The sequence below is a fragment of the Arthrobacter sp. 131MFCol6.1 genome, from assembly GCF_000374925.1.
Taxonomy (GTDB): Bacteria; Actinomycetota; Actinomycetes; order Actinomycetales; family Micrococcaceae; genus Arthrobacter.
Genome location: NZ_KB895542.1, coordinates 31,880 through 57,291, shown reverse-complemented (window position 1 = coordinate 57,291; position 25,412 = coordinate 31,880). Strand labels below are relative to the sequence as shown.

Below are 25,412 nucleotides of genomic sequence, written 5' to 3'. Positions count from 1 at the left end.
ATTCCTGGCGACACTCACATTGCCTGGCGACGCCGGAATGCGGGCGCGTCCGGTAATTTGCGCGTCACGGGGCAATTCCGGCGTCAGAACAGGGATTCCTGCACGGCCGGGACGTCCGAGCCGTGGTCACCGAGTTCGATCACCCGGGCCTTGAGCTGGCCCAGGTTCACCACGAATTCCAGTCCGCTCCCATCCAGCGTCGCGACCGCGATGCCGCCGCTCAGCGAGTCGATCCGGAATCCGTGCGCTCCGGCCCCCAGATCGTGCGGATAGGCATGCCGGGCGGCCGGGGCGCAGGCCTTCGCGGAGAGTTCCGGCCGGACCCACCGCTCATCCACCACCGCGAAGCCCTCCCCGCCGGCACCGGCGAGCAGGGTCCGGACCTCCCCCGCCAGCCGTCCGTTCAGGGCGTCGAGGTCGACGGCGGCTGCCGGGGCGAGCAGCGCAGCGGCCTTGGCGGCAGCGCGGACCTGCTGCGGCAGCCCGGCCTCGCGCGTGATCATGTCCTCAAGGAGACGGACCACGCGGCCGTCCTCGGCACGGGCAACGTACCGGGCGACGACGGCGCCCTGCTCGGCGAGCCGGTTCCATTTGCGCAGGTGGGACGCGGTGCCGACCTTGCTGGCCCCGTTGGCGAAGGTGGCGACGTAGAGCCAGTGCGGCTGCATCAGGTACGCGCGAAGGCCCGGCGGGACCCGGCCGCCGCGGTGGAAGTCGTGGATCAGCCGGGAGTCGTCCAGGACGAAGCACCGCCCGCACTGGCTGCCCTTGGCGGCGGCTGCCTGGTCGGGGCACAGGACGTGGTCCCGGTCCGCGGGTCCGTGCACCAAGTGATGCCCAAGGCAATGTTTCCCCGCGGCGGCGAGCCGGAAACCGAGGCGGGTGCCGGCGTCGAGCGGCAGTGCGGTGATGGTGCCGTCCGGGTCCTGCAGGCGCATCGCCGGAGGCCTGCCGCCGGGCGCCGCGACGGGCCCGGGCGCCGGAGAATCCCAAAAGACCCCGTGAACCAGATAGCGGGTATCAGTCACGGGGTCTCCTGAAGTGGTGTGGCGGTTACAGGGCCGGCTGCACGCCAAAGGCCACGGCGAGCTTCATGATCTTTTCGGCGCGGCCCAGGCGCGGCAGGTCGGAGCCGTCCCGGATGACGCGGCCGCTGGCTTCGAAGTCGGCCATGAAGTCCGTGGCCCACGCGACGTCGGACGGCGTGGGGCTGATGACCTCGTTGATGACCGGGGTCTGGTCGATCGCGAGGCAGAGCTTCCCGGTCATCCCCATCATCACGGTGATGCCGGTCTGTTCGCGCAGGATCGGGTGGTTCGTGCCGACGGTCGGTCCGTCGATGGGGCCGGGCAGGTTGCCCACGCGGCTGGCCACAACCAGCTTGGCACGTGGGTAGGCCATGGCTTCCGCGGTGGCCGCCATGCCGGTGTCGCGGCGGAAGTCGCCCGAGCCGAAGGCCAGGCGGAACGCGCCCTGGGCCTTGGCGATGTTGTTGGCTTCCTCGATGCCGACGGCGGACTCGACCAGGGGAATCACCGGGGTCTTGCCGTCCATCCGGTGGAAGCTCTCGGTCACCTGGTCGGCCGATTCGGTCTTGGCCAGCATGATGCCCAGCAGGCCGGGGGTGCCGCGCAGGCCGGCGAGGTCGTCGGCCCAGAACGGGCTGGTGGCGTCGTTGATCCGGACCCACGCGCTGCCGCCGGCGGTCAGCCAGTTCACGACGTTGGCGCGGGCGGTGTCCTTCTGGGAGGGGTCCACCGCGTCTTCGATGTCAAGGATGATCGCATCGGCCCGGGAGACGGCGGACTGGTCGAAGAGGTCGGTCTTCATCGCATTAACCAGCAGCCAGGAGCGGGCGATGTCGGCCGGGATGTTGCGTTGGGGCCGAAGTGATTCGGCGGTGGTCGTAGAGGTCATGCATCTACGCTAGTCGCCCGGGGGCACTTGCCGCTAAGCGATCCGGCCCTCAGGGGCGACCATTACGACCAAAATCACATCCCTGCCCAACTGGCCGGCAGCAGAAGCCGTTTTCAGGGCTCACAACGGCCAGGCGGCCGGCCAGTTGGGTGGGGCGGGAGGGGGCGGGACTGGCTAGGGGATGTTGCTTCCCCGGGCCGCGACCCAGAGGCCGTACCACTCGGCGCGGGTCATCGCCGCGGCGGCCTCGGCGGCACCGGCGCAGGCGAGGATCCTGTCCGGGTTCGCGGTGCCGATCACGGGCGCAATCCCGGCAGGGTGCCTCATGAGCCAGCCCAGCACGATCGCCTCCCCCGTGGTCCCCTTCTCGGCGGCCAGGGCGGCCACGAGAGAGGTGGCGGCCTCCTCGCCCGGCGTCCGCGCGGCCGCCGGCGCCCCGGTGTAGAGGCCGCGGGCCAGCGACCCGTACGCCTGCAGCCGGATGCCGTTCCGGACGCAATGCTCCACGGTCCCGTGCGGGAAACTGTAGTCCGTGCCCTCCGCATGGTTGACCAGCACCGTGCTTTCCAGCCACGCCCGCTTCAGCAGGCTCATTTCGAGCTGGTTGCCCACCACGGGCACCTCGAGCCGGTCCTGCAGCATCTCGATCTGCGGGCCCGACATGTTGGACACGCCCACGGCCCGCACCTTGCCTTCGGCCATGAGCTGCCCGACGGCGGAGGCCACCTCCGCCGGGTCCATCAGGGGATCGGGGCGGTGCAGCATGAGCACGTCGACGTAGTCCGTCCGGAGCCGGGCCAGGCTTTCGTTGACCCGCTCCAGGATGCCGTCCCGGCTGAGGTCGTAGTAGGCCTCCAGGCCCTGCTCATTGAGCCGGATGCCGCACTTGGTCTGCAGCCGGATCTTCTCCCGCAGCCCGGGGGTCCGGGCCAGGACCTCGCCAAAGACGGCTTCGGCCTTGCCGTTGGTGTAGATGTCCGCATGGTCGAACAGCGTGATGCCCGCGTTCATGGCGGCTTCGACGGCCGCGGCCGCCTCGTCCACGTGCGCGGAGGAGTACGGCTCGGCCGACCAGTCGCCGCCCAGGCCCATGCAGCCGTAGACGAGTTCTTGGGGGAGGTTCCCGGCGTCGGCGGCCGTGCCGGACGAAGCCTGCGGTGCGGGGATCACCGCAGCCAGACGGTGGTGTTGGCCGGCAGCTGTCCGCCGTCCAGCGGGCCGCTGCTGACCAGCACCTCGCCGGTCGGCAGATCAACCGGCGCGTCGCCGAAGTTGGTCACCGTCTGCCAGCCGCCGGGGCGGCTGAAGCGCAGGACGTCGGCGCTGCCGGATTCCTGCCACTGCAGTTCCTCGGAGGTCTGCAGTTCGCGGCGCAGCTTCAGGGCCTTGCGGTAGAGCTCGAGGGTGGAGCCCTCCACGCCGTCCTGGACCGCCACCGCGTAGCGGCTGAACCAGGCCGGCTGCGGCAGGTGTGCGCCGCCGGCGCCGAAGCCGAACGAGGTGCCCTCCGGGGCCCAGGGCAGCGGCACGCGGCAGCCGTCGCGGCCGATCTCCACGCCCTTGTTCCGGAAGAAGGTGGGGTCCTGGCGCTCGGCGTCGGGGATCTCCGCGACTTCCTGCAGTCCCAGTTCCTCGCCCTGGTACAGGTAGGCCGAGCCCGGCAGGGCCAGCATCAGCAAGGTGGCGGCACGGGCCCGGCGCAGGCCGAGTTCGACGTCGAGTTCCTCAACGGGGGCGCCGGCCAGCAGCCAGCCCTTGCCGTCCTGGCCCTGGGCGTGCTTGCCGCCGCCCTGGGGCAGGCCGTAGCGGGTGGCGTGGCGGACGACGTCGTGGTTGGAGAAGACCCAGGTGGAGGAGGCACCGGATTCCGTGGCCTCGGCAAGGTTCCGGGCGATGATTTCGCGGAACTCGCCGGCGTCGAAGTCGGCCTGCAGGAGGTCGAAGTTGAACGCCTGGCCCAGGCCTTCCGGGCTGGCGTAACGGGCGCGGCGGGTGGCGTGCACCCAGGCCTCGGCGACGGCGGTGCGCGGCGGGTTGTACTCGTTGAACACCTCGCGCCATTCGGCGTAGATCTCGTGGACTTCATCGCGGTCCCAGAACGGGTGCGAGCCGTCCGGGAAGCCGTCCGTTCCGGTGTTGGCGGCGCTGAGCTCCACCTTGGAGATCAGCGGCTCGGTGAGGTCCTTGGTCAGCGCGTGGGCGACGTCGACGCGGAAGCCGTCCACACCGCGGTCGGACCAGAAGCGGAGCGTCTTGAGGAAGTCGTCGCGGATTTCCCGGTTGGCCCAGTTCAGGTCCGGCTGTTCCTTCGCGAAGATGTGCATGTACCACTGGCCGGGCGTGCCGTCGGGCTCGGTGATCCGCTCCCAGGCGGGGCCGCCGAAGACGGATTCCCAGTCCGACGGCGCGAGCTCGCCGTTCTCGCCGAGACCGTCGCGGAAAATGTAGCGGTCGCGGGCGGCGGAGCCGCGCGGGGAGGCCAGGGCCTCCCGGAACCATTCGTGCCGGTTCGAGGAGTGGTTGGGGACGATGTCGGCGATGAGCTTGATGCCGGCGGCGTGCAGCGCGGCGGACATCTCGTCGAAGTCCGCCAGGGTGCCGAGCTTGGGGTCCACGTCGCGGTAGTCGTCGACGTCGTAGCCGCCGTCGGCGAGGGCCGAGGGGTAGAACGGGGAGAGCCAGACGGCGTCGATCCCGAGTTCCTTCAGGTACGGGACCTTGGCGGTGATCCCCTTGATGTCGCCCAAACCATCACCGTTGGAGTCCGAAAAGCTCCGGGGGTAGATCTGGTACACCGATGCCTGGCGCCACCAGTTGGGGTCGGCGGCGAGGTCGGAACCGGACAGGGTGGCCAGCGTGGCGGTGTTGGTCAAAGGAGATTCCTTCGGGTCTGGGAGGGCTTCTGGTAATTTAGATACAAGCTAAATATATTGCCTGAACAATTATGGGTCCGGGGACAGAAGAGGTCAAGAAGTGATGCCGCACGCAGCCGCCGCCACGCCGCAGCTGCTGCGCCGCGTCAATGCCCAGGCCGTGCTGCGCCACATCCGCGGCGCCGAGGTTGCCACCGGAACCGAGCTGATGGCCCTGACCGGACTGACCCGGGCCTCGGTCATCGCCGTCTGCGAGGACCTGATCAGCCGGGGCTGGATCGTGGAGCAGGACCAGCCCACAGACCCCGGCAATCCGCGGAAGGGCCGGCCGGCCCGGCGGTTTGCCTTCAACCGGGAAGCGGGCTTTGTGCTGGGCCTGGACATTGGTGCCGCGACCACCACCGCCGCCGTGGCCGACCTCCGCGGCACGGTGATCGGCCGTTCCAGCGGGAGCTTCCGCGCGGCGGACATCCCCGCGCAGGAGCGGATCGGCGTCGTCGACCTCGCCTGCCGCCAGGCCTTGGAAGCAGCGGGGGCGGACCCGGGCAGGGTTCTGGCCGTCGGCGCCGGAATCGCCGCGCCGGTGGACCGCGATGGCAACGTTCTGGTGACGCAGCGGTTTTGGAGCCTGTTCGACGTCGGGCTCCGCTCCGCGCTGAAGGAGCTGCACGGCTGGACGGTGCTCCTGGAGAACGACGCCAACCTGGCCGCGCTCGGTGAGCGCTGGCGCGGGTCCGGCGTGGGCGTGGATGATCTGGTGGTGCTCCTGGCGGGCGAACGCCTGGGCGCCGGCGTGATGGAATCCGGCCGCCTGCTCCACGGCCGCGGCGGGGCCGCCGGCGAGATGGGTTATCTGGACATGGTGGAGGGCGTTGGCTCCAGCGACGGCATCGCCGCCCTGGTGCGGCAGTGGTCGGCGGCCGGCGGCGGACCCTCCGCGGGCGGTCCGGCCAGCGCGCCGCGCGTCTTCGCGGACGCGGCCGCGGGTGATGCGGCGGCCCTGGCCATCCTGGACCGGATTTCGGAGCGCATGGCACGGGTCATCGCCTCGATCGCGAGCCTGATCAACCCCGAGCAGGTGGTGATCGGCGGCGCCGTCGCCGAGTCCGCCGGGGCGCTCCTGCCGGGCATCACAGCGCTGCTCCCCCGTTTCACCGCGACTCCCCCGCGGGTGACGGTCTCACCGCTGGGCGACGCGATCGTCACGGCGGGCGCGGTCCGGCACGCCCTGGACTACGTCGAGGCGCATGCCCTGGAGCTGGCCCTCCCCGCCCCGGCCTGACGGGTCGGGTCCGGCTCGTTCTCTTCGCGGGCTGGCCCGCCGGATTAGTCCAACGGGTCCAGCGCTGCCGCGAGCGGGAGTGTGCCGTCCCGGAACTCGATGGTGCGCCCGATCGTGGCCGGCAGTCCGAGGACCGCCGCCGCCACCAGGGCGACGTTGGCCCGGGCGGTTTCGGTGCCGTCCGACGTATCGGCGGGGTCGACGTCGATCATCCCGTTGCCGGGTCCCGCGGTCAGCGTTCCGGGGCCCAGGACGGTCCAGTCCAAGCCTGAACCGCGCAGGTACTCATCCGCTGCGGCCTTGGCCTCGGCGTAGGCGAAGAAGCCGTTGTCCGCGGGGACGCCGTGGTCCGGCCCGGCACCGAAATAAGACACCATGACGTACCTGTTGACGCCCGCTTCCGCCGCGGCGTCCATGGAACGGATCGCGGCGTCGCGGTCCACGGCGTAGGTCCGCTCGGGGCTGCCGCCGCCGGCGCCGGCCGACCACACCACGGCGTCGTGTCCGCGGAGTGCCTCGGCGATCTGCGCCGTCGTCGCGTTCTCCACGTCCAGCAGCACTGGCGTGGCGCCCGTGGCCGCGACGTCGGACGCATGGTCCGGGTTGCGGATAAAGGAGGTGACCCCGTGCCCTTCCGCCGCGAGGATCCTGGACAGTTCCAAAGCCACCTTGCCGTGGCCGCCGATGATTGCGATGCGCGTCATGGTCCCATTCTGTCCCACCGGACAGCGAACTGCTGCGCCATGGTCCACAGGTTGGTGGTGGTCCAGTAGATCAGGACGCCGATGGGGAACACGATTCCGCCCACCCCGAAGACGACCGGCAGGCTGTACAGCAGCACCTTTTGCTGGGCCATGAGCGGAGTCGCAACGGCCTCGTCGGACAAGCTCCTGGCCATGATCTGCCGCTGCGTGATCAGCTGCGAAGCCGTCATGGCCAGGATCATCGCAATGGAGAGGACCCACACCGAGAGTGGACTGCCGCCGCCGTGCAGCAGCGAGGCCGAGAGCGGGGCGCCGAAGATCGTGGACTGGTCGAACTGCACGACCTGCTCGGCGCTCATGGCTCCGACGCCTTCGCCCTGGCCGGCCGCGGCGCTGATGCCGGACAGCATCTGGAACAGCGCGAAGAAGAAGGGCATCTGGATCAGCAGGGGCAGGCAGGCCGAGAACGGGTTGGTGCCGTGCGCCTTGTAGAGGGCCATCTGTTCCTGCGCCATGGCCTGGCGGGAAACCGGATCGGTCTTGCCCCGGTACTTGTCCTGGAGCTTCTTCAGGTCAGGCTGCAACCGCCTCATGCGCTGCTGGACGTTGACCTGCTTGAGGAACACCGGGATCAGGGCGGCGCGGATGACCAGCACGAGCCCGATGATGGACAGCGTCCACGTCCAGCCGCTGGCCGCCAGCATGCCGATGGCGCTGAGTCCGTCATGGAAGCCCGCCATCATGGCTGAGACCAGCCATTTGAACGGGGCCATGATGGTGCCAATAAGGTCCACTGATATCCCCAACCGTCAGATGCTGCACAGGTACGGTGAGGCTACACCTGGGCGGACTTGAAGTGATCATCTCTTGCGCAAGGCCCACCGAATGAGGAGCGTCACGCCGACGACGACAGCGGCCACCGTCAACACCGTCCCTAACATCAGCACTACGTGGTAGCCCTCTAGCCTCATCAGTTCCCCCAAATCTGTTCAGTGCCGCTGACTGTACCAGCGGGGCGTAACGGACCGTGGGTGGGGCTCTCAATCATGACCGGTTTGGGTGTATCTGCCCGCCACGGGAGGCATACGTCTGCCGTAGGCATGACTGGCCACCAGCCGTATGACGCGGCCATGAGGAAGAACGTCGGGATAGCCGGAGTACTGGCCCTCATCCTGTTCACTTTGGCGTCATGTGCGGTGCAGCCGGCATCCACCGGCACCGCGCCAAGCGGTGGTGCCGCGCCTTGTGCCTGACCCTTGTCCGCTCGGAGAGACAGAAAAACCCCCGGAATCTCAAGGATTCCGGGGGTTTTGTCTGTAGCGGTGGGGAGGCTCGATCTCCCGACCTCACGATTATGAGTCGTGCGCTCTAACCAACTGAGCTACACCGCCGTAAATGAGGAAAACCTGCGCTAAGCCGGTCAAAAACCGCCTTGACACAGGCCCTCATTCAGAGCCCCCCACCGGAATCGATCCGGTGACCTCGTTCTTACCAAGAACGCGCTCTACCACTGAGCTAGGGGGGCAACGAGTAAATACTCTACCGGAAGATTCGCCCACCAACAAATCGGCGGCCGAACGACGTCGGACCGGCCGGAAACAGCGGAAATCCGGGCGCCCAGCGCGGTCCGGGGAGCCCGGATCGGGTCCCGGGACCGGCCGGCGGCCGCGGCTGTGACCAAGCGAACACGGGGGCGGAAGGCTTAAACAAAAACGGGCCGGCTCAGGGAGCCGGCCCGTTCTCAGATGGCGCTAGTGGTTACCACTTGTTGCGGGGCTTGAAGCCGCCCTCGGTGCGGGGCTTGCGGGTGTCCGCGCCGAAGGTGCGCTGCTCGGAACGCTCGCTGAAGGAGCGGCCGCCACGGTCAGCGGAGGACCGCTCGCCGTCGCCCTTGCGGAATTCGCGCTTGAAGCCGCCGTTGCCCTTGAAGTTGCCGCTGCCGCCGGAGTAGCCGCCACGGTCTCCGCCGCGGTCGCCGCCACGGTTGCCCTGGTAGGAGCCGCGGTCCCCGGCCGGCTTGCGGCCGTTGTCGAGCTCGAGGTGGATCAGCTCGCCGCCGATCCGGGTGCGGGACAGTGCCTTGAGCTGATCGGCGCTCAGGTCCGCCGGGAGCTCCACGAGGGAGTGGTCCGAGCGGATGTCGATGCCGCCGATCTGGGCCGAGGAGATGCCGCCTTCGTTGGCAATGGCGCCAACGATGGAACCCGGCATGACGCGCTGGCGGCGTCCGACGGCGATCCGGTAAGTGGCGTTGCCCTCGGTCAGGGTGCGGGTCGGGCCGCGTGAGCCGAAGCCGTCCTTGGAGCGCTCGCGCTTCTGGAACTCGGGCGCTGCCGGCAGTTCCTTGACCAGCAGCGGCTGCCCGCCCTGGGCCATGACGGCCAGTGCGGCGGCGATCTCCGAGGCCGGCACGTTGTGCTCTTCCTCGTAGGAGGAGATCAGGTCGCGGAACGCTGCAACGTCCTCGGACGCGAGGGTCTCCGTGATGCGCTCGGCGAACTTGCCCAGGCGCAGCGTGTTGACGGTCTCGGCCGTGGGCAGGTGCATCTGCTCCACCGGCTGGCGGGTTGCCTTCTCAATGGAACGCAGCAGGTACTTCTCGCGCGGCGTCATGAACAGGATCGCGTCGCCGGAACGGCCTGCGCGGCCGGTGCGGCCGATGCGGTGGACGTAGGACTCGGTGTCGTGCGGGATGTCGTAGTTGACCACGTGGCTGACGCGCTCGACGTCCAGGCCGCGGGCGGCAACGTCGGTGGCGACCAGGATGTCGATCTTGCCGTCACGCAGGGCCTCGACCGTGCGCTCACGCTGCTGCTGCGGGATGTCGCCGTTGATGGCGGCAGCCTGGAAGCCGCGCGAGCGCAGCTTGTCGGCGAGGTCCTCGGTGGCCATCTTGGTGCGGACGAAGGCGATGACGCCCTCGAACTCTTCGACCTCGAGGATGCGGGTCAGTGCATCGAGCTTGTGCGGGCCCATGACCTGCAGGTAGCGCTGGCGGGTGTTGGCGCCCGTGGTGGTCTTGGACTTGACCTGCACCTCGGCCGGGTTGTTCAGGTACTGCTTGGAGAGCCGGCGGATCTGGCTCGGCATCGTGGCGGAGAACAGCGCAACCTGGCGGCCCGCGGGGGTCTGCTGGAAGATCTGCTCAACGTCTTCGGCGAAGCCCATGCGGAGCATCTCGTCGGCCTCATCCAGGACGAGGTACTGGAGTTCGGACAGGTCCAGGGAACCCTTGGCGATGTGGTCGATGACGCGGCCGGGGGTACCGACAACAACCTGGGCGCCGCGGCGCAGGCCGGCGAGCTGGGGGCCGTAGGCGGAGCCGCCGTACACCGGGAGGACGGTGAAGTCGTCAATGTGCTTGGCGTAGGAGGTGAAGGCCTCGGCAACCTGGAGCGCGAGCTCGCGGGTGGGAGCCAGCACCAGGGCCTGGGTCTTGCGCGACGGGCCGTTGAGGTCGTGGAGCTCGGCCAGGCGGGACAGCGCCGGTACTGCGAATGCTGCAGTCTTACCGGTGCCCGTCTGGGCCAGGCCCACGACGTCGCGGCCTTCGAGCAGCAGCGGGATGGTTGCTGCCTGGATCGGGGACGGCTTCTCGTAGCCGACGTCCTGCAGGGCGGCGAGGACACGGCCATCGATTCCGAGGTCTACGAACTTGACGCCTTCTTCCTCGGCGTCCTCGTCCTTTGCCGGGGCGGAGGTGGCCTCGGTCTTGGTCTCAGCCTGCGGGGCAGCTTCGGCAGTCTCGGCGGCCGGTGCTACAAAGTTCGCAGGAGCCTCGGTGAATTCCGGGGCGGAGCCGGCTGCGGGGGCAGCCGTTTCAGAAGTCTCGACGTCGCCCTGGCTAGTCGCGGTGGCGAGTTCGGTGTCGACGGAGTTGTTCTGATTTTCGGGCATAGGTGAAATTTCCTCATCCATAGGGGCCAAGCGGCACAACCCGAGGTGAGCGGAGCCGCAGTACGCGTGACACGAGTGCCGGGCGTACGGTTGACCGGCGGGTCACAGAAGTCCGGCGCTTTCGCAATCCCGTGGCAGGACTTCCCGCTGCATCTCTTGGCTGCTATCCCAGCAGTCTGTACAGCGTTTTCTTTTGCCGGCTCTCCCTATGAAAATGCCCGCATCACATTTGCGGGCCCCAACACTTGCCAGTCCTGCCTCAAGAATTGGGCAGGAATAAGGGATTTCCGGAGTGGGGGATATTTCAAGTGTAGGGCATCGAACAGAACAGTGGTAATTGAGAGGCCGACGGCGGCTGGTGAGCTTGCGCACACCGGCCCCCACGCCTAGACCCCCAGACGGCGCTGCAGCTGCTCGAACCTCTGGTGGTACTCGGGCTGCAGGCGGATCTGGCCGTCGGCGTCGGCGTCGCGCAGTGCCTCCATGTCCTCCAGGGTGGGATCGGTGAACCACTTGGCGATCGTCACGCCGTGGGCGGGGACAAAGAGCCTGTGGATGTGGTCTCCGGCTTCAATGCTGCCGGTCCGGACCACCCGGAGGTAGGTGCCCACCCGGCCCGCCTCGGTGAACCGCTGGACCCAGTGCGGCTCGCCCATCCGCCGCTGGAAGGTGGCGCAGGGGATGCGCGGGGAGGTGACTTCCACCTCGACGTCCAGTCCGATCTTCCACCGTTCGCCGATTACGGCATTGGAGGCGTTGAGGCCCGTGATCCGCAGGTTTTCACCGAAGATGCCCGCCGGCATATCCCGCCCGAGCTCGCCGGCCCAGTAGTCGGCGTCGTCCTGCGAATACGCGTAGAGTGCCTGGTCCTCGCCGCCGTGGTGGATCCTGCTGGCCTGGACATCACCGCGCAGGCCAAGTTTGTGGACTTTCACCGGTCCATCAACCGGGCGCTTGTCGATCGCGGTGACCCCGACGCTGCCGGGATCATCGAGCAGCTGGTGAACCCTGCAGACAGCAAGCACGGATGCGGTTTCCATGGCACCAGTGTAGGCCCGCGGCGCGCCCGCGGCCCGGGACCCAGCGCCGGTACGCTTCCCCCGCGCCCGCTGCAGACACGGCTGGCCCTTTCCATCGCCCACGATCCGGAGGCCGGTTAGGCTGGCGTCGGGAAAAGAAGGCAAGCCTTCCGCGGGATATCCTGCGGCCAGACGTGAGGGGACACATTTGGGCCGAAACGACGAGCACCCGGACGCGCCGCGGCCGGACCGGAAGCAGCCTCCGTGGCAGATTCCACAGCCTGAGCTCCGGCCCGAGCTGCAGAACCAGTCCGGCCAGCCCGCGCCGGGACTTCCGGCAGACGCCACGGCCCCCGCCGTCATTGACCCCTTCGCCATGGAACGCGAGCGCGGCCTGGCCGGCGCGGCGGCGCGGAAGAAGCGCCTGCAGCGCCGTACCGTCGTCGTCGGGCTGGGCGTCACGGCGCTCCTGGCCGGCACGATCACCGCCATGGTGGCCAGCAACGAGGACGAGGCCGACTACGCGCAGGTGTGCTTCAACGACGACACCGGCGAGCGGGTCGATGATGCCCAGTGCAACAACAGCAGCACGGACGGCCGCAGCTCCGGCATCTACGCCTGGTACTTCTACTCCCGCGGCGCCAGCGTGCCCGGGTTGGGCCAGAACCGGTCGGGCTACCCCAGCTACAGCAGGACCGTTCCCACCGGGGCCAAGGCGTCCACGGGGTACAGCCCCACCGGCGGCACGGTCAGCAGGGGCGGCTTCGGCGGCAGCGCCAAGGGCGGAAGCACAGGAGGCTAGGGATGAAACGACTGGGATCCGCGCCGCGGCCGGACTGGAAAGAGCGGATTGAAGCACAGGGCCTGGTTTTCTCCACCACGGCCCTGCCCGACGGCACGAACGTCGAGTACTGGCACGAAGGCGCCTACTACGAATTCACCATGGACGAAGTGGAGACCCTCGAACAGGCCGCGGAGGACATGCACCGCATGTGCCTCGAGGCCGCGAAGTTCCTCGCCACCGGCGCCATGGGCAACATCGGGATCGGGCCGCAGGCGCTGGAACTCGCGGCCGCATCGCTGCAGGCCGGCGATGTGGACGTCTACGGCCGCTTCGACTTCGTCTACGACGGCCGGGGCGGCCCGGCCAAGATGCTGGAGTACAACGCGGACACCCCTACCGGACTCATTGAGGCCGCCGTCGCCCAGTGGTTCTGGCTGCAGGACGTCTTTCCCGATAAGGACCAGTGGAACGGCATCCATGAAGCCCTCATCCGGCAGTGGAAGAGGCTGCAGTACCGCACCGGCATGAGCACGCTCCACGTCGCCCACTCCGAGGCGGAAGAATCGGGAGAAGACTGGATGACGGCGGCCTACATGCGGGACGTCGCGAGCCAGGCCGGCTGGACCACCATCGGGATCAACATGTCCGACATCGGCTGGGATCCGAACCTTAACCGTTTCGTGGACCTGGACAACTTCATGATCAGCACCATGTTCAAGCTCTACCCCTGGGAACTGATGATGAAGGAGCCGTTCGGGCAGCGGCTGCTGCAGCGCGCCCACAATCCGCGCTGGGTGGAGCCGGCCTGGAAGATGCTTCTGTCCAACAAGGCCCTGCTCGCGGCGCTCTGGCACCTCTACCCGGACCACCCCAACCTGCTTCCGGCCTATCTTGACGGCCCCGGGCCGCTCAAGGAGTGGGTGGCCAAGCCGCTGCACGGCCGCGAAGGGGACAACATCAGGATCCACGCCGCCGGCATCGACCTCGAACAGCCCGGCGGCTATGGCCGGGAAGGCTGGTGCTACCAGCAGTTCCACGCCCTTCCCGATTTCGACGGCAACCGCCCGGTGCTCGGCCTCTGGGTGGTCGACGGCGAATCCGTCGGTTGCGGCATCCGCGAATCGGACGGGCCCATCACCGACTACTTCTGCCGCTTCGTGCCCAACACGATTGACGCGCCCGCCCCGACCTCGAACCAGGCCCACTCCAGCAAGGCAGGTATTGCCCTATGAGCACCGGAACCACGACGACGGCCGGCGGTACCGGGGGTCAGGCGGCAGTTCCCGCCAAGGGACTGCGCGCCGGGATCCTGGATCTCGGCGACTCCGTCATGTTGGGGCTGGCCTCCACCGCGCCGGTCTATTCGCTCGCGGCGACCTTGGGACTGATCGTGGCTGTGAGCGGCAACTACACTCCGTTGATCCTGCTGCTGGGCTTCGTGCCCGTGCTCTTCATCGCCTTCGCCTTCCGTGAGCTCAACAGCGCCATGCCGGACTGCGGGACCACCTTCATCTGGGCCGGCCGGGCGTTCGGTCCCTGGGCCGGCTGGCTGGGCGGGTGGGGCGTGGCCCTGGCCGGCGTCGTGGTCCTGGCCAATCTCGCCCAGGTCGCCGGGCAGTACCTGTGGCTGCTGATCGGCGACGGTTCGCTGGCCGGAAACAGCCTCGTGGTAACCGCCACCGGCGTGCTGTTCATCGTGTTCATGACCCTTGTGAACTACCGCGGCATCCGCCTCGGGGAACATGTCCAGCGGGTCCTGACTTACGTGCAGTACCTCTCGCTGGGCATCTTCGCGATGGCAATCATCTTCCGGATCGCGGGAGGGGTGCCCGGCGGGGCCACCGGCCAAGCCTTCGACCTTGAGTGGTTCAACCCCGCCGGTGCGTTCGTCGATCCCGGCGCGGTGGTGCACGGAGCCCTGCTGGCCCTGTTCATCTACTGGGGCTGGGACACCTGCCTTGCGGTGAACGAGGAGACCGAGAACCCTGCCACCACGCCCGGCCGCGGCGCCGTCATTTCGGCGCTAGTCCTCGTGGCGATCTACGTCTCTGTGGCCCTCCTGGTGATGATGTATGCCACGGTGGGCACGGAAGGCATAGGGCTGGGCAACGAGGCCAACCAGGACGATGTCTTCCTCGCCATGAAGGACGTGGTGCTGGGCCCCTGGGGCTGGCTGATCGTCGTCGCCGTCCTGGCGTCGGTGCTGTCCTCAACCCAGACCACCATCCTTCCCACGGCCCGCGGCACCTTGTCGATGGGCGTGCACGGAGCCTTGCCGCGCAGGTTCGGCGAGGTCCACCCGCGCCACCAGACGCCGGGGTATTCCACCAAGGTTATGGGTGCCGCGGCCGTCGCCTATTACGTCCTGATGAGCGTCCTGAGCGAGAACCTGCTCGCCGACTCCATCAGTTCGATCAGCTTGTTCATCGCGTTCTACTACGCCCTGACCGGTTTCGCCTGCGTCTGGTACTTCCGCGCGACCCTGCGCGGCTCGGCCCGGAACTTCTGGTTCCGCGGCGTCATGCCCCTGCTCGGCGCTCTTATGCTGACTGCGGCATTCTTCGTCTCGGCGGTGCAGATGTGGGATCCGGACTACGGTGACACGCAGATCTTCGGCGTCGGCGGGGCCTTCATCAGTGGCGTGCTGCTCCTGGGGCTGGGCGTGGCGCTGGCCGCCGTCTGCCGTTTCGCGCCGTCCACGCGGGGCTACTTTCTCCAGCACCAGCCCGCCGCCGGCACGCCACTGCAGGTGCGGCCGTAGGATGCTGGCATGAGCAACGAAGCTGGCATGAGCACTGAGGCCAACCTTTCCGACGTCTCCGATGTCCTGGCCATCGATTCCCTGCTGAGCGCCGAGGAGCGCACCGTGCGCGAGCGCGTCCGCGATTTCACGAACCAGCGGATCCGGCCGGGTATCGCCGGCTGGTACGAGGACGCCGTGTTCCCCCTCGAGCTCGCCCCGGAACTTGGCGAGCTCGGCGTGCTCGGCATGCACCTGGAGGGCTACGGCTGCCCCGGCCGCTCCGCCGTCGAATATGGCCTCGCGGCCATGGAACTCGAGGCCGGCGATTCCGGCGTCCGCACGTTCGTCTCCGTGCAGGGCTCCCTCGCCATGACGGCCATCCACAAGTGGGGTTCCGAGGACCAAAAGCAGGAGTGGCTCCCCCGGATGGCCGCCGGCGAGCTGATCGGCGCGTTTGCCCTGACCGAACCCACGGCCGGCTCGGACCCTGCCTCGATGAAGACCTTCGCCCGCCGCGACGGCTCCGGCGACGACGCCGGCTGGATCCTGGACGGCGCCAAACGCTGGATCGGGCTCGCCTCCGTGGCCGGCGTGCTGGTGGTGTGGGCCATGACCGACGACGGCGTGCGCGGCTTCCTCGTCCCCGCCGGCACCGCGGGCGTCACCGCGACACCGATCGGTCAGAAGCTCTCGATGCGCGCCTCCATCCAGTGCGACATCACGTTCGACGCCGTCCGGCTGGGCCCGGAGGCGCTGCTGCCGGCGGCGCGCGGGCTGCGCGGCCCGTTCTCCTGCCTCAACGAGGCCCGGTACGGGATCGCGTGGGGTGCGATGGGTGCCGCCCGGGATTCCTACGAGGCTGCCCTGGCCTACTCCCAGGAGCGGCTGCAGTTCGGCAAGCCGCTGGCCGGGTACCAACTGACGCAGGAGAAACTCGTGAACATGGTCCTGGAGATCCAGAAGGGCACGCTCCTGGCCCTGCACCTGGGCCGGCTCAAGGACGCCGGCAGGCTGCGTCCGGAGCAGATCTCGCTCGGCAAGCTGAACAACGTGCGGGAAGCGCTCGCCATTGCCCGGGAGGCGCGCACCATTCTGGGCGGCAACGGCATCACGCTGGACCATTCCCCGCTGCGGCACGCCGCCAATCTGGAATCCGTCCGCACCTACGAAGGCACCGACGAGGTCCACACCCTGATCCTGGGCCAGCACATTACGGGTCTCCCCGCCTTCCGCTAAGCCCGGGGGCGTGCCACGGCAGTGTTTCCTGGTCCGACCGGTCGCGCGATACGGATGAGGCAAGGGAAACAAGTGGTGACTGCCGGGTTTTCGGGTAGCCAGCACTCGTGTTCTCCCTGGGGCGCATTCGTACAGTGGTGCCATCGCCACCGGACCGGAGGCAGCCAAATGCCCGGCGGGTCGGGCAGGCTGCCAAGTAAAGGGGGACATCATGAGTCTCAATGCAAAGCCAGCCGCGTGGACGCTTCGGCTCCTTCCGGCACGTCACGCCACGGCCAGCGCGGACGTGAACGACCGGGACATTTCCGCCGCTGGCCAGGGACCCCGCCGGTACCGCGCCCGCATCAGCGCGGCACTCGTCCTGGACCGCAACCGACTTCAGGAGAGCACAGGGACGCGCCAGTCCTGGAGGTTCCACGACTTCGTCAGCACATTCCAACTCATGCTTCCCCACCGGGTCGAAAAGATCCACCAGGCCTTGGCCGTCGGGGACTGGGAGGACGCGCGCCTCGCCGCCCAAAGCCTGTCCTGGTCCGCATCCAAAGCCGGTGCGTGCCGGCTCGAACTCATCGCCGACCTCATTGATGCCGACCTCCGGTCCGGACGCAACGCCCGGGCAGGGGAGACGGCCTGCCTCCTCCAGGGAGGCGCCACGGAACTGGCAACAGCCCTCGCCCGGCTGAGCGCCGGCTGACCGGATCCGGCCGCCACGGGACGCTGTCCCAACACCACACACGCTCCATGAATCAGAGCGTCACCGCGGTCCCAGCGGCTCAGGCGGAGAATCCGCCGTCGGCTTTGACCAGCTGCCCGGACATCCAGCGGCCCTCGGGCGAGAGCAGGAACGCGACGGTGCCGGCCACGTCCGCCGGTGTGCCCAGCCGGCCGCCAGGGTGCCGCCGGGCCAGTTCGTCACGGAGCGGCTCATCCATCCAACCGGTATCCACCGGTCCCGGGTTCAGGACGTTGGCGCTGATCCCGAGCGGGCCGAGCTCCCGGGCGGCGGCAATCACGATCCGGTCCAGGGCGCCCTTTGATGCCCCGTAGGGCAGGTTGAAGGCGGTGTGGTCGCTGGTCAGGGCCACGATGGCCCCGCCGTCGGGACCGGCCTGCCGGGCGAATGCGGCAATCAACTGCCAGCTGGCCCGGGTGTTGACCGCAAAGTGCCGCTCGAAGCTCTCCAAGGATGTGTCCAGGATGGACGTGTCCACGGATTCGGCGTGGCTGAGCACCAGTCCCTGCAGGGTTCCGGCCTCCGCCGCGGCAGCGGACATCAGCCGGTCCACGGCGCGCGGGTCCTGGAAATCCGCCGGCAGAGCCACGACGGCGGCGCCGGTCGCCTGGAGCTCGGCGGCGAGGCGTTCGACGTCGTCCGGCTGGACTCCCCACGGCATCCGGGCGTCGTAGTCCTGCCAGTACGTCAGCACGAGGTCCCAGCCGTCCGCAGCGAGGCGGCGCGCGATGCCTGCGCCGATTCCGGCAAGGCGGCCGACCCCGGTGACCAGGGCCGTCTTACGTGCGTCAGGGGAGCTCATGCCGAACAGCCTAGCGGCGGCAGCCGGCGTGGCGTGTACTCAGCGCGGCCTACTAAGCGCGGCGCCTACGAGGAGACTGGGGAAGTGGGGACGGCGGCCCGGACGTCGCGTTCAGCAACCGGTTCGGGGGCAAGGTCGGTCTCCGGTCCCAGCGGGTCCCGCCGGAGGGCCACAAGCCAGCACACCAGCAGGGCCAGGGCGCAGAAGACGCCGGCGCTGGAGGCCATGATCCACATCCCGGGCGTCTGGATGTCGAGGTTTTCGGCGCCGAGGGCCGTGCCGATGGTCTTGGGCGAGAACAGGAACACGAGGATCGACAGGCCCAGCACGCCTCCCATGGTCCAGCGCATCCCGACGTACCGGCGCGGAGCTTCCCGCAGGGTCCAGGCGAAAGCCGGAAAGACCGCCGCGACCCACACCCAGTGGTGGGACCACGAAACCGGGCTGATCAGCAGCATGGTGAGCGCCGTCGCCGATACGGCCACGACGCGGGCGCCCTGATCGCTGGCGGCCTTGATCACGGCGGCACCCACGGCCACAACCGCCAGGCTCAGCAGCAGCCATGGCACGGTGACGTGTGCTTCCGGGACCCCGAAGTGCAGCAGGGCGCCCTTAATGGACAGGTTGTCCACATAGCCCGCTCCGCCCATCCGGGAGGTGTCCGGCAGCATCTGGAGCCAGAACTGCAGGGATTCGGCGGGCCGGAGCAGCCAGCCGGCCACCACGGTGGCGGAGAAGCCGGCGGCCATATTGCCCAGCCCGCGCCAGTCCTTGCGGACCAGGTAGTAGAGCCCGAACACCAGGGGCGTCAGCTTGATGCCGGCCGCGACGCCCACCAGGAAGCCGCTGCCGGGGAAACCGCGGGCCCAGCGCCGGTTGCGGGCCAGCAGGTCCACGGCGATCAGGCCCATCAGCAGGGCGTTGATTTGACCGAACACCAGGGTCTCGCGCCAGGGTCCCAGGTTCAGGACCGCCAGGACCAGGACGGCGGCGGCCCATCCGTTGCCCGGAGCCCGGAAGGTGTCGCGCCAGGAGGCTTTAGCGTTCCAGTACCGGACCGTACGGACCGCGGCCAGGACCGCCACGCCGGCGCCGGCGGCGTTGAACAGGGTCAGCGCCGCCGCCAGGGGCAGCCGGGCCAAAAGGCCGAAGAGGATGGCGGCGAATGGCGGGTAGGTAAACATCAGCGTCGGTCCGCCGGCCCAGTCCACGTTGCCCGCATATAGGGCTGAGGGTGCCGCGCCGGCGTCGTTGAGGATTTTGCCGCCGTACCAGTAGACGCTGAAGTCCAGGCCGTGCTTGCCCCAGACTCCGAGCGAGATCCAGATGAAGTACCCCACCGCGGCGATGGCCAGGATGACGGAGAGCCGTAACAGGTGCACGACGGGTGAGTGCCGCGCCGGGCGGTGGTCTGAAGCGGGCACTGACATGAATTCCCCCATCGGGCTGCTGATGTAGACGCTGGCCGTTTGGTCGGTTCCGTCCAGGGCGGCGCAAACGCGCCCTCGCTGTCGGGTCAGTCTACAGAACAGCTACGCCGGAACCGGGACGGACTCCGGCTTCCGGGCGTCCTTGCGGATGGTGGCGCTGATGACGGCGGCGATGGTACACATGGCAGCGGCGGCAAACCAGGCATACGTGTACTGGCCGGTGGCGTCCCGGACCGCCCCGGCCGCCAGGGCCGCGGCGGCCGCGCCGAGCTGGTGGGCAGCGAACACCCAGCCGAACACGACGCTCCCGTCGGCACCGAACACCTGGCGGCAGATCGCGGCGGTCGGCGGGACCGTGGCGACCCAGTCCAGGCCGTAGATGACCACGAACACAATCATGCTGGGCTGGACGGTGGCGCTGAGCAGCAGCGGCAGGACCAGCAGCCCGATCCCGCGGAACTGGTAGTACACGGCAAGCAGGATCCGGGGGTTGAAGCGGTCCGTCAGCCACCCGGAGGCGATGGTGCCGATGATGTCGAAGAGGCCGACGACGGCGAGCAGGCCCGCCGCGGTGGTTTCGGGCATGCCGTGGTCGTGGGCGGAGGGGATGAAGTGGGTGCCGATCAGCCCGTTGGTCGTCGCGCCGCAGATCGCGAAGCCGGCCACCAGGGCCCAGAAGGTACGCACTTTGCTGGCCCGTTTGAGGACCTGCAGGGCACGGACCGCGGCGTTCCGGCGGGGCTCCTGCGCGTCCTGCCCGGCGGCCGGTCCCGTCGGTTCGGGCCCGCTGGACTCCTTGGCGGCGTTCGGGTCGGCGGCCGGCGGCGTCGCCCCGTAGGGCAGCACGCCAACCTCGGCCGGGGAGTTCTTCAGGAACATCAGCACCAGCGGCACCACGGCCAGCGCGCCGGCACCGATGAGGAGCGAAGCCTGCCGCCAGCCCGGGTCCTGGGCCAGGGCCGCGATAAAGGGCAGGAACACAAGCTGTCCGGCGGCGCTGCCGGCGGTGAGGATGCCGATTACCAGGCCGCGGCTCTTGGCGAACCAGGTGTTGGCGATGGTCGCGGCGAAGACCAGCGCCATGGACCCGGTGCCGAGCCCGATCAGCAGCCCCCACGTCAGCAGGATCTGCCAGGACTGGGTCACGAGCACTGTCAGCGCGCTGCCGGCGCCGATCAGCACCAGGGCCACGGCCGTGACGGCGCGGATGCCGAAGCGTTCCATGAGCGCTGCCGCGAACGGCGCCGTGAGCCCGAAAAGCACCAGGTTGATGCTGACCGCGGCGGAGAGCACGGTGGTGGACCAGCCGAACTCGTTCTGCAGCGGCACCATCAGCACACCCGGGGCTGCCCGGAACCCTGCCGCGCCGACGAGCGCGAGGAAAGCCACGGCGGCAACGATCCATGCTGGGTGGATGCGGCGGCGGACCGGCGCCGGGGTCAGGGTGGTTTCGGGGGCACTCATGCGGCGGTTCCGTTCTGGACAGGGGTCCCGGTGCCGGCCGAGGCCAGCGGCACGGGGTCCGTGGTGCGGGAAAGGCTGTGCCAGCTCGTGTTGGCGGCCGTCAGCGGTTCCCCGCAGGCCGTGCACGTGTCAGCCGAGGAGGTCCTCTCCCCGCAGCCGCTGTGGATGACGAACATGTGGGCCTGCCCGGACGGGGCCGGGAGATGCTTTTCGGCCCAGATCACGACGGCGTTAAGCACCGGCAGGGCGTCTTCGCCCATGGCGGTGAGGACGTATTCCTGGCGGGTGCGGCCGCCGTCGTCGTAGGGCCGCCGGGTGAGCAGCCCGGCGGCGACGAGCCCGGCGAGCCGCTTGGTGAGCACGGAATCCGCCGCCCCCAGCCGGGCCTTCATGGCCTCGAAGCGGCCGTTGCCGAAGAACACCTCGCGCAGGACGAGCACGCTCCAGGGATCGCCCAGGATGTCGAGGCCGCGGGCCATGCTGCAGGTCCGCTGGGACCAGTCTGATCGAAGTGCCATGCGGCCCACCCTAGCTGACTCTCTTAGAGAAAGCTAGGGTGGGCCGGCGGAAGGATGCGGGCGCCAGGTCAGCTGCGCATCAGCTGCGGGTGCAGCTAGCTGCCGGAGGCCAGGGAGGAGATCGCGGCGTCGAGGTCGGCGATCAGGTCCTCCACGTCCTCGATGCCGCACGAGAGCCGGATCAGGTTGACCGGGACCGCCAGTTCGGTGCCCTTGACCGAGGCGTGGGTCATTTCGGACGGGTAGTTCATCAGCGATTCGATCCCGCCCAGGGACTCGGCCAAGGTGAACACGGAGGTCGACTCGGCCACCTTGCGCGCCGCGGCCTCGCCGCCCTTGAACTGCACGGAGATCATGCCGCCGAACTTCTTCATCTGCTTCCTGGCCAGCTCGTGGCCCGGGTGGGAGGGCAGGCCCGGGTAGAGCACGGCCTCGACCTCGGGGCGCTGCAGCAGCCATTCGGCCACGGCCTGGGCGTTGTCGCTGTGCCGGTCCATGCGCACCCCGAGGGTCTTCAGGCCGCGGGTGGTGAGGAAGGCGTCCATCGGCCCGGACACGGCGCCGACGGCGAACTGTACGAAGCCGATCTTCTCCGCGAGGTCCGGGTCGTTGACCACGATCGCGCCGCCGACGACGTCGGAGTGGCCTCCGATGTACTTGGTGGTGGAATGCACCACCACATCGGCGCCGAGGGCGAGCGGGGTCTGCAGGTACGGGGAGGCGAAGGTGTTGTCCACCACGAGGAGCGCGCCGGCGTCGTGCGCCACCTTCGCGAGCGCCTCGATGTCGGTGATCTTCATCATCGGGTTCGACGGGGTCTCCACCCACACCAGGCGGGTCTTGCCGCCGCCGTCGGCGCTGCCGCCTGCCGCGACGGCGGCTGCGACGGCGTCGAGGTCGGACATGTCCACCGGGGTGTTACCGATGCCCCACTCCCCCAGGACCCGGCTGATGAGCCGGTACGTGCCGCCGTAGGCGTCGTTGCCGAGCACAATGTGGTCACCGGGGCGGGTGAGGGCGCGGATCATCGAGTCCTCGGCGGCCAGGCCGGAGCCAAAGGAGAACGCGGCGCTCCCGCCTTCCAGGGCCGCCAGCTGCTCCTGCAGCGAGTCACGGGTGGGGTTGGTGCCCCGGCCGTATTCGTAACCGGCCCGCAGCCCGCCGATGCCGTCCTGGGCATAGGTCGAGGAGAAGTGCACGGGGGGCACCACCGCCCCGGTGCGGGGCTCAAACGCCTGGCCGGCGTGGATGGCGCGGGTGTTGAAACCCTGGTTTTTCGAGGACGGGCTTTCAGGCACAGACATGGGACTCCTTGAACTGGTCAGTTGCTGAGGTACGCGAGGAGGTCGTGGCGGGTAAGGATCCCCACCGGAGCGCCGACAAACGTCACCATGAGGGTGTCGGCATCGGAGAGGAGTTCGCGGGCGGTCGAGATCGATTCGAGCGAGCCGATCACGGGGAGCCGGGCCTCCATGTGTTCGGAAATCTTGTCCGAGAGTTTGGCCTCGCCGCGGAAGAGCTTGGCCGTGAGGGTGCGCTCGTCCACGGCGCCCAGCACCTCGCCCATGACGACGGGCGGTTCCTGCGACAGGACGGGGATGTGCGAGACGCCGTACTCGTTCATGATGTTGATGACATCGCGGACGGACTCGTTCGGGTGGATGTGCACGAGGTCCGGGAGTTCACCGGTCTTGGCCTTGAGGATCTCGCCCACCGACGCTTCGTCCCCGCCGGCCAGGAAGCCGTAGGAGCGCATCCACTGGTCGTTGAAGATCTTCGCCAGGTAGCCGCGGCCGGAGTCCGGCAGGATGACCACGACGACGGCGTCGGCCGGCAGGTCCTTGGCGACCTCCATGGCGGCCACGACGGCCATGCCCGAGGAACCGCCCACCAGCAGGCCTTCCTCGCGCGCCAGCCGGCGCGTCATGGCGAAGGAGTCAGCGTCGCTGACGGCAATGACGTCGTCCGGGACGGACTTGTCATAGTTGGCCGGCCACATGTCCTCCCCGACGCCCTCGACAAAGTACGGGCGTCCCGTGCCGCCGGAGTACACAGAGCCGGCGGGATCCGCGCCGATGATCTTCACGACGCCGCCCTCGGCCCCGGTCCGCCCGGCGGAGACTTCCTTGAGGTACCGGCCGGTGCCGGTGATCGTGCCGCCGGTCCCGGCGCCGATCACACAGTGCGTGATGCGGCCGTCGGTGTCGTGCCAGATCTCAGGGCCGGTGGTTTCGTAGTGGCTGGCCGGGGCGGCGGGGTTGGAGAACTGGTCCGGCTTGTAGGCCCCCGGGATTTCGGTCACGAGCCGGTCGGAGACGCCATAGTAGCTTTGCGGGCTGTCCGGCGGGACGGCGGTGGGCGTGACCACCACTTCCGCGCCGTAGGCCTGGAGCACCGCCCTCTTGTCCTCGCCGACCTTGTCCGGCACGACGAAGATGCAGCGGTAGCCCTTCTGCTGCGCCACGAGCGCCAAACCGACGCCGGTGTTGCCCGAGGTGGGCTCCACGATCGTGCCGCCGGGCAGGAGCTGGCCCGTTCGTTCGGCCTCCTCGATCATCTTGACCGCAATGCGGTCCTTGATCGAACCGCCGGGGTTCAGGTATTCGAGCTTCACCAGGACCGTGGCTGCGATGCCATCGGTCACGTGGTTGAGTTTGACGAGCGGCGTATGGCCAATGAGGTCCAGGACGGACTGGGCGTACTTCATAGGTACAAAGTTACCGTCTCCGGCGCGGCGGGCACGTCGGCGCGGCCGCGGTCCCGGCAGGTGCGAGGATATGGCCGTGAAGAGGATCGCCCGGCTGAAGAAGTTCAGGAGCTATGCGCTGCCCGCGGGCATGCTGCTGGCCGGGTGCGCGGCGCTGGCGTCCGGGCTGCTGCCGGTCCCCGCCTTCCAGGCGCTGGCAGCACGCACCGTGCCGATACTGGCGTTCGTGGTCGCGATGTCCCTTGTCACCGAGCTGGTGGATGAGGCCGGGCTCTTCCGCGTCGCCACGGAGCGGCTGGCCGCCCTGGGCCGCGGCCGGGTCCTCTTGCTGTGGTTCCTCGCGATCGCCCTCGCCACCGTTTCCACGGTGTTCCTGTCGCTGGATACGACGGCGGTGCTGGTGACTCCCGTCGTCGTGCTGCTGGCCATTCACGCCCGCATTCCGCCGCTCCCGTTCGCGCTGACCACGGTGTGGCTGGCGAACACGGCCTCGCTGCTGCTGCCGGTCTCCAACCTGACCAACCTGCTCGCGCAGGAGCGGCTCAACCTCAGCCCCGCCGCGTTCGCCTCGCTCGTGTGGGCCCCGGCCCTCGTGGGCATCCTCGTGCCGCTGGTGCTCCTGTGGCTGGCATTCCGGAAGGACCTGCGCGGCAAATACGGCCCCCAGCCGGTCCATAAGGTCCGGGACCGGGTCCTGCTGTACGCGGCATCGGGGGTCATGGTGGTCCTGCTGCCGGCGCTTGTGTCCGGGGTGCCGGTGCAGATCCCGGCGCTCGCGGCGGCTGCGGCCCTGCTCCTGCTTTTCCTCTGGCGGCGGCGCTCCGCCCTGCGCTGGTCCATGATTCCGTGGCGCCCGCTGATGCTCACGTCCGGACTGTTCATGGTGGTGGAGACCCTGCACGCCAACGGGCTCACCCAGTTCCTGACCGGGATCGCCGGCACGGGCGAGAGCCTGCCGGCGCTCCTGCAGCTCGCCGGCCTGGGCGCCGGGGCAGCCAATGCGGTCAACAACCTCCCCGCCTATCTGGCTCTGGAACCCGTGGGCGGCTCCCCGGCCCGGCTGGCGGCCCTGCTGATCGGCGTGAACCTGGGCCCGCTGGTGACCCCGTGGGCGTCCCTGGCCACGCTGCTGTGGCACGAACGGCTCCGCTCCCTGAACGTCGAGATCCGCTGGGGAGGCTTCGCCCTGGCCGGTGTGGCCGCCGTCGTCCTCACCGTCCCCTTGGCGGTCGTGGCGCTGTGGCTCACCACCGGGATGCAGTGAGGTGGACGTACTGAGGCCCGGCTGCCGTGCGCCGCCGCG

General features: G+C 68.9%; 21 protein-coding genes and 2 tRNA genes. 7 read left to right on the top strand and 16 right to left on the bottom strand.

The window, feature by feature from the left end:
• Nucleotides 1-83: 83 nt before the first annotated feature.
• The 4 genes from C566_RS0106945 to C566_RS0106930 all read right to left on the bottom strand — a co-directional run bounded on the left by C566_RS0106945 (nt 84) and on the right by C566_RS0106930 (nt 4,790).
• Nucleotides 84-1,028, bottom strand: coding sequence for a DUF2797 domain-containing protein (locus C566_RS0106945; RefSeq protein WP_026266467.1), 945 nt, complete (start codon nt 1,026-1,028; stop codon nt 84-86).
• A gap of 25 nt (nt 1,029-1,053) precedes the next feature.
• Entirely contained in the window at nt 1,054-1,917 is an 864-nt protein-coding gene (locus C566_RS0106940) for an HpcH/HpaI aldolase/citrate lyase family protein (protein WP_018773610.1), read from the bottom strand.
• Nucleotides 1,918-2,091: 174 nt separating this feature from the next.
• On the bottom strand, nt 2,092-3,087 hold the full coding sequence (locus tag C566_RS0106935) for an aldo/keto reductase (protein ID WP_018773609.1): 996 nt from the start codon (nt 3,085-3,087) through the stop codon (nt 2,092-2,094).
• On the bottom strand, nt 3,084-4,790 hold the full coding sequence (locus tag C566_RS0106930) for a glycoside hydrolase family 13 protein (protein ID WP_018773608.1): 1,707 nt from the start codon (nt 4,788-4,790) through the stop codon (nt 3,084-3,086). The genes C566_RS0106935 and C566_RS0106930 overlap by 4 nt, the downstream gene beginning before the upstream one ends.
• A 103-nt stretch (nt 4,791-4,893) precedes the next feature.
• Here C566_RS0106930 and C566_RS0106925 point away from each other — a divergent pair, with 103 nt between their 5' ends.
• Complete coding sequence (locus C566_RS0106925; RefSeq protein WP_018773607.1) at nt 4,894-6,072, top strand: ROK family transcriptional regulator; 1,179 nt, start codon at nt 4,894-4,896, stop codon at nt 6,070-6,072.
• A gap of 44 nt (nt 6,073-6,116) precedes the next feature.
• Here C566_RS0106925 and C566_RS0106920 read toward each other — a convergent pair whose 3' ends face one another.
• The 6 genes from C566_RS0106920 to C566_RS0106890 form a co-directional block, all read right to left on the bottom strand.
• Complete coding sequence (locus C566_RS0106920) at nt 6,117-6,776, bottom strand: NAD(P)H-binding protein (RefSeq protein ID WP_018773606.1); 660 nt, start codon at nt 6,774-6,776, stop codon at nt 6,117-6,119.
• The gene (yidC, locus tag C566_RS0106915; protein WP_018773605.1) at nt 6,773-7,570 is read right to left on the bottom strand and encodes a membrane protein insertase YidC; all 798 of its coding nucleotides are present in this window, start codon (nt 7,568-7,570) and stop codon (nt 6,773-6,775) included. Before yidC ends, C566_RS0106920 begins: the two co-directional genes overlap by 4 nt.
• 523 nt (nt 7,571-8,093) lie before the next feature.
• Nucleotides 8,094-8,167: transfer RNA gene (locus tag C566_RS0106905), tRNA-Met, on the bottom strand.
• 62 nt (nt 8,168-8,229) lie between these two features.
• Nucleotides 8,230-8,301, bottom strand: a tRNA-Thr gene (locus C566_RS0106900).
• Nucleotides 8,302-8,534: 233 nt separating this feature from the next.
• A complete protein-coding gene (locus C566_RS0106895) occupies nt 8,535-10,673 on the bottom strand; it encodes a DEAD/DEAH box helicase (RefSeq protein WP_018773603.1) in 2,139 nt (712 codons plus the stop codon).
• Between the two features lie 386 nt (nt 10,674-11,059).
• Nucleotides 11,060-11,713 carry an MOSC domain-containing protein gene (locus C566_RS0106890; protein WP_018773602.1) on the bottom strand — a complete coding sequence of 218 codons (654 nt, stop codon included), beginning with the start codon at nt 11,711-11,713 and terminating at the stop codon, nt 11,060-11,062.
• Nucleotides 11,714-11,900: 187 nt separating this feature from the next.
• Here C566_RS0106890 and C566_RS0106885 point away from each other — a divergent pair, with 187 nt between their 5' ends.
• From C566_RS0106885 to C566_RS0106865, 5 genes are all read left to right on the top strand, one after another.
• On the top strand, nt 11,901-12,494 hold the full coding sequence (locus C566_RS0106885; protein ID WP_018773601.1) for a hypothetical protein: 594 nt from the start codon (nt 11,901-11,903) through the stop codon (nt 12,492-12,494).
• A gap of 2 nt (nt 12,495-12,496) precedes the next feature.
• On the top strand, nt 12,497-13,708 hold the full coding sequence (locus tag C566_RS0106880) for a glutathionylspermidine synthase family protein (protein WP_018773600.1): 1,212 nt from the start codon (nt 12,497-12,499) through the stop codon (nt 13,706-13,708).
• Entirely contained in the window at nt 13,705-15,237 is a 1,533-nt protein-coding gene (locus tag C566_RS0106875) for an APC family permease (protein ID WP_018773599.1), read from the top strand. Before C566_RS0106880 ends, C566_RS0106875 begins: the two co-directional genes overlap by 4 nt.
• Before the next feature lie 9 nt (nt 15,238-15,246).
• The gene (locus tag C566_RS0106870) at nt 15,247-16,455 is read left to right on the top strand and encodes an acyl-CoA dehydrogenase family protein (protein ID WP_018773598.1); all 1,209 of its coding nucleotides are present in this window, start codon (nt 15,247-15,249) and stop codon (nt 16,453-16,455) included.
• A 211-nt stretch (nt 16,456-16,666) separates the two neighbouring features.
• Nucleotides 16,667-17,149, top strand: a complete 483-nt coding sequence (locus tag C566_RS0106865; RefSeq protein ID WP_026266464.1) for a hypothetical protein — start codon at nt 16,667-16,669, stop codon at nt 17,147-17,149.
• Nucleotides 17,150-17,228: 79 nt separating this feature from the next.
• Here C566_RS0106865 and C566_RS0106860 read toward each other — a convergent pair whose 3' ends face one another.
• The 6 genes from C566_RS0106860 to C566_RS0106835 all read right to left on the bottom strand — a co-directional run bounded on the left by C566_RS0106860 (nt 17,229) and on the right by C566_RS0106835 (nt 24,109).
• A complete protein-coding gene (locus C566_RS0106860) occupies nt 17,229-17,990 on the bottom strand; it encodes an SDR family oxidoreductase (RefSeq protein WP_018773596.1) in 762 nt (253 codons plus the stop codon).
• Nucleotides 17,991-18,055: 65 nt separating this feature from the next.
• Nucleotides 18,056-19,420, bottom strand: coding sequence for a glycosyltransferase 87 family protein (locus C566_RS0106855; RefSeq protein WP_051082275.1), 1,365 nt, complete (start codon nt 19,418-19,420; stop codon nt 18,056-18,058).
• 102 nt (nt 19,421-19,522) lie between these two features.
• On the bottom strand, nt 19,523-20,884 hold the full coding sequence (locus C566_RS0106850; RefSeq protein ID WP_018773594.1) for an MFS transporter: 1,362 nt from the start codon (nt 20,882-20,884) through the stop codon (nt 19,523-19,525).
• Nucleotides 20,881-21,402 (bottom strand): winged helix-turn-helix transcriptional regulator, encoded by a 522-nt coding sequence (locus C566_RS0106845; protein ID WP_026266463.1) that lies wholly within the window; start codon nt 21,400-21,402, stop codon nt 20,881-20,883. The genes C566_RS0106850 and C566_RS0106845 overlap by 4 nt, the downstream gene beginning before the upstream one ends.
• A gap of 95 nt (nt 21,403-21,497) precedes the next feature.
• Nucleotides 21,498-22,706, bottom strand: coding sequence for a cystathionine gamma-synthase (locus C566_RS0106840; protein ID WP_018773592.1), 1,209 nt, complete (start codon nt 22,704-22,706; stop codon nt 21,498-21,500).
• Nucleotides 22,707-22,723: 17 nt separating this feature from the next.
• Complete coding sequence (locus tag C566_RS0106835; RefSeq protein ID WP_018773591.1) at nt 22,724-24,109, bottom strand: cystathionine beta-synthase; 1,386 nt, start codon at nt 24,107-24,109, stop codon at nt 22,724-22,726.
• Nucleotides 24,110-24,179: 70 nt separating this feature from the next.
• On the opposite strand from C566_RS0106835, the gene C566_RS0106830 reads away from it, so the two are divergent.
• Nucleotides 24,180-25,373, top strand: a complete 1,194-nt coding sequence (locus tag C566_RS0106830; protein ID WP_018773590.1) for an SLC13 family permease — start codon at nt 24,180-24,182, stop codon at nt 25,371-25,373.
• The last annotated feature ends 39 nt before the right edge of the window (nt 25,374-25,412 follow it).

Coding starts and splice junctions, on each gene's coding strand:
- C566_RS0106940 (WP_018773610.1), bottom strand. CDS start 1,917: ATGACCTCTACGACCACCGCCGAATCACTTCGGCCCCAACGCAACATC.
- C566_RS0106925 (WP_018773607.1), top strand. CDS start 4,894: ATGCCGCACGCAGCCGCCGCCACGCCGCAGCTGCTGCGCCGCGTCAAT.
- C566_RS0106920 (WP_018773606.1), bottom strand. CDS start 6,776: ATGACGCGCATCGCAATCATCGGCGGCCACGGCAAGGTGGCTTTGGAA.
- C566_RS0106895 (WP_018773603.1), bottom strand. CDS start 10,673: ATGCCCGAAAATCAGAACAACTCCGTCGACACCGAACTCGCCACCGCG.
- C566_RS0106890 (WP_018773602.1), bottom strand. CDS start 11,713: ATGGAAACCGCATCCGTGCTTGCTGTCTGCAGGGTTCACCAGCTGCTC.
- C566_RS0106880 (WP_018773600.1), top strand. CDS start 12,497: ATGAAACGACTGGGATCCGCGCCGCGGCCGGACTGGAAAGAGCGGATT.
- C566_RS0106875 (WP_018773599.1), top strand. CDS start 13,705: ATGAGCACCGGAACCACGACGACGGCCGGCGGTACCGGGGGTCAGGCG.
- C566_RS0106870 (WP_018773598.1), top strand. CDS start 15,247: ATGAGCAACGAAGCTGGCATGAGCACTGAGGCCAACCTTTCCGACGTC.
- C566_RS0106865 (WP_026266464.1), top strand. CDS start 16,667: ATGAGTCTCAATGCAAAGCCAGCCGCGTGGACGCTTCGGCTCCTTCCG.
- C566_RS0106860 (WP_018773596.1), bottom strand. CDS start 17,990: ATGAGCTCCCCTGACGCACGTAAGACGGCCCTGGTCACCGGGGTCGGC.
- C566_RS0106855 (WP_051082275.1), bottom strand. CDS start 19,420: ATGTCAGTGCCCGCTTCAGACCACCGCCCGGCGCGGCACTCACCCGTC.
- C566_RS0106850 (WP_018773594.1), bottom strand. CDS start 20,884: ATGAGTGCCCCCGAAACCACCCTGACCCCGGCGCCGGTCCGCCGCCGC.
- C566_RS0106845 (WP_026266463.1), bottom strand. CDS start 21,402: ATGGCACTTCGATCAGACTGGTCCCAGCGGACCTGCAGCATGGCCCGC.
- C566_RS0106840 (WP_018773592.1), bottom strand. CDS start 22,706: ATGTCTGTGCCTGAAAGCCCGTCCTCGAAAAACCAGGGTTTCAACACC.
- C566_RS0106835 (WP_018773591.1), bottom strand. CDS start 24,109: ATGAAGTACGCCCAGTCCGTCCTGGACCTCATTGGCCATACGCCGCTC.
- C566_RS0106830 (WP_018773590.1), top strand. CDS start 24,180: ATGGCCGTGAAGAGGATCGCCCGGCTGAAGAAGTTCAGGAGCTATGCG.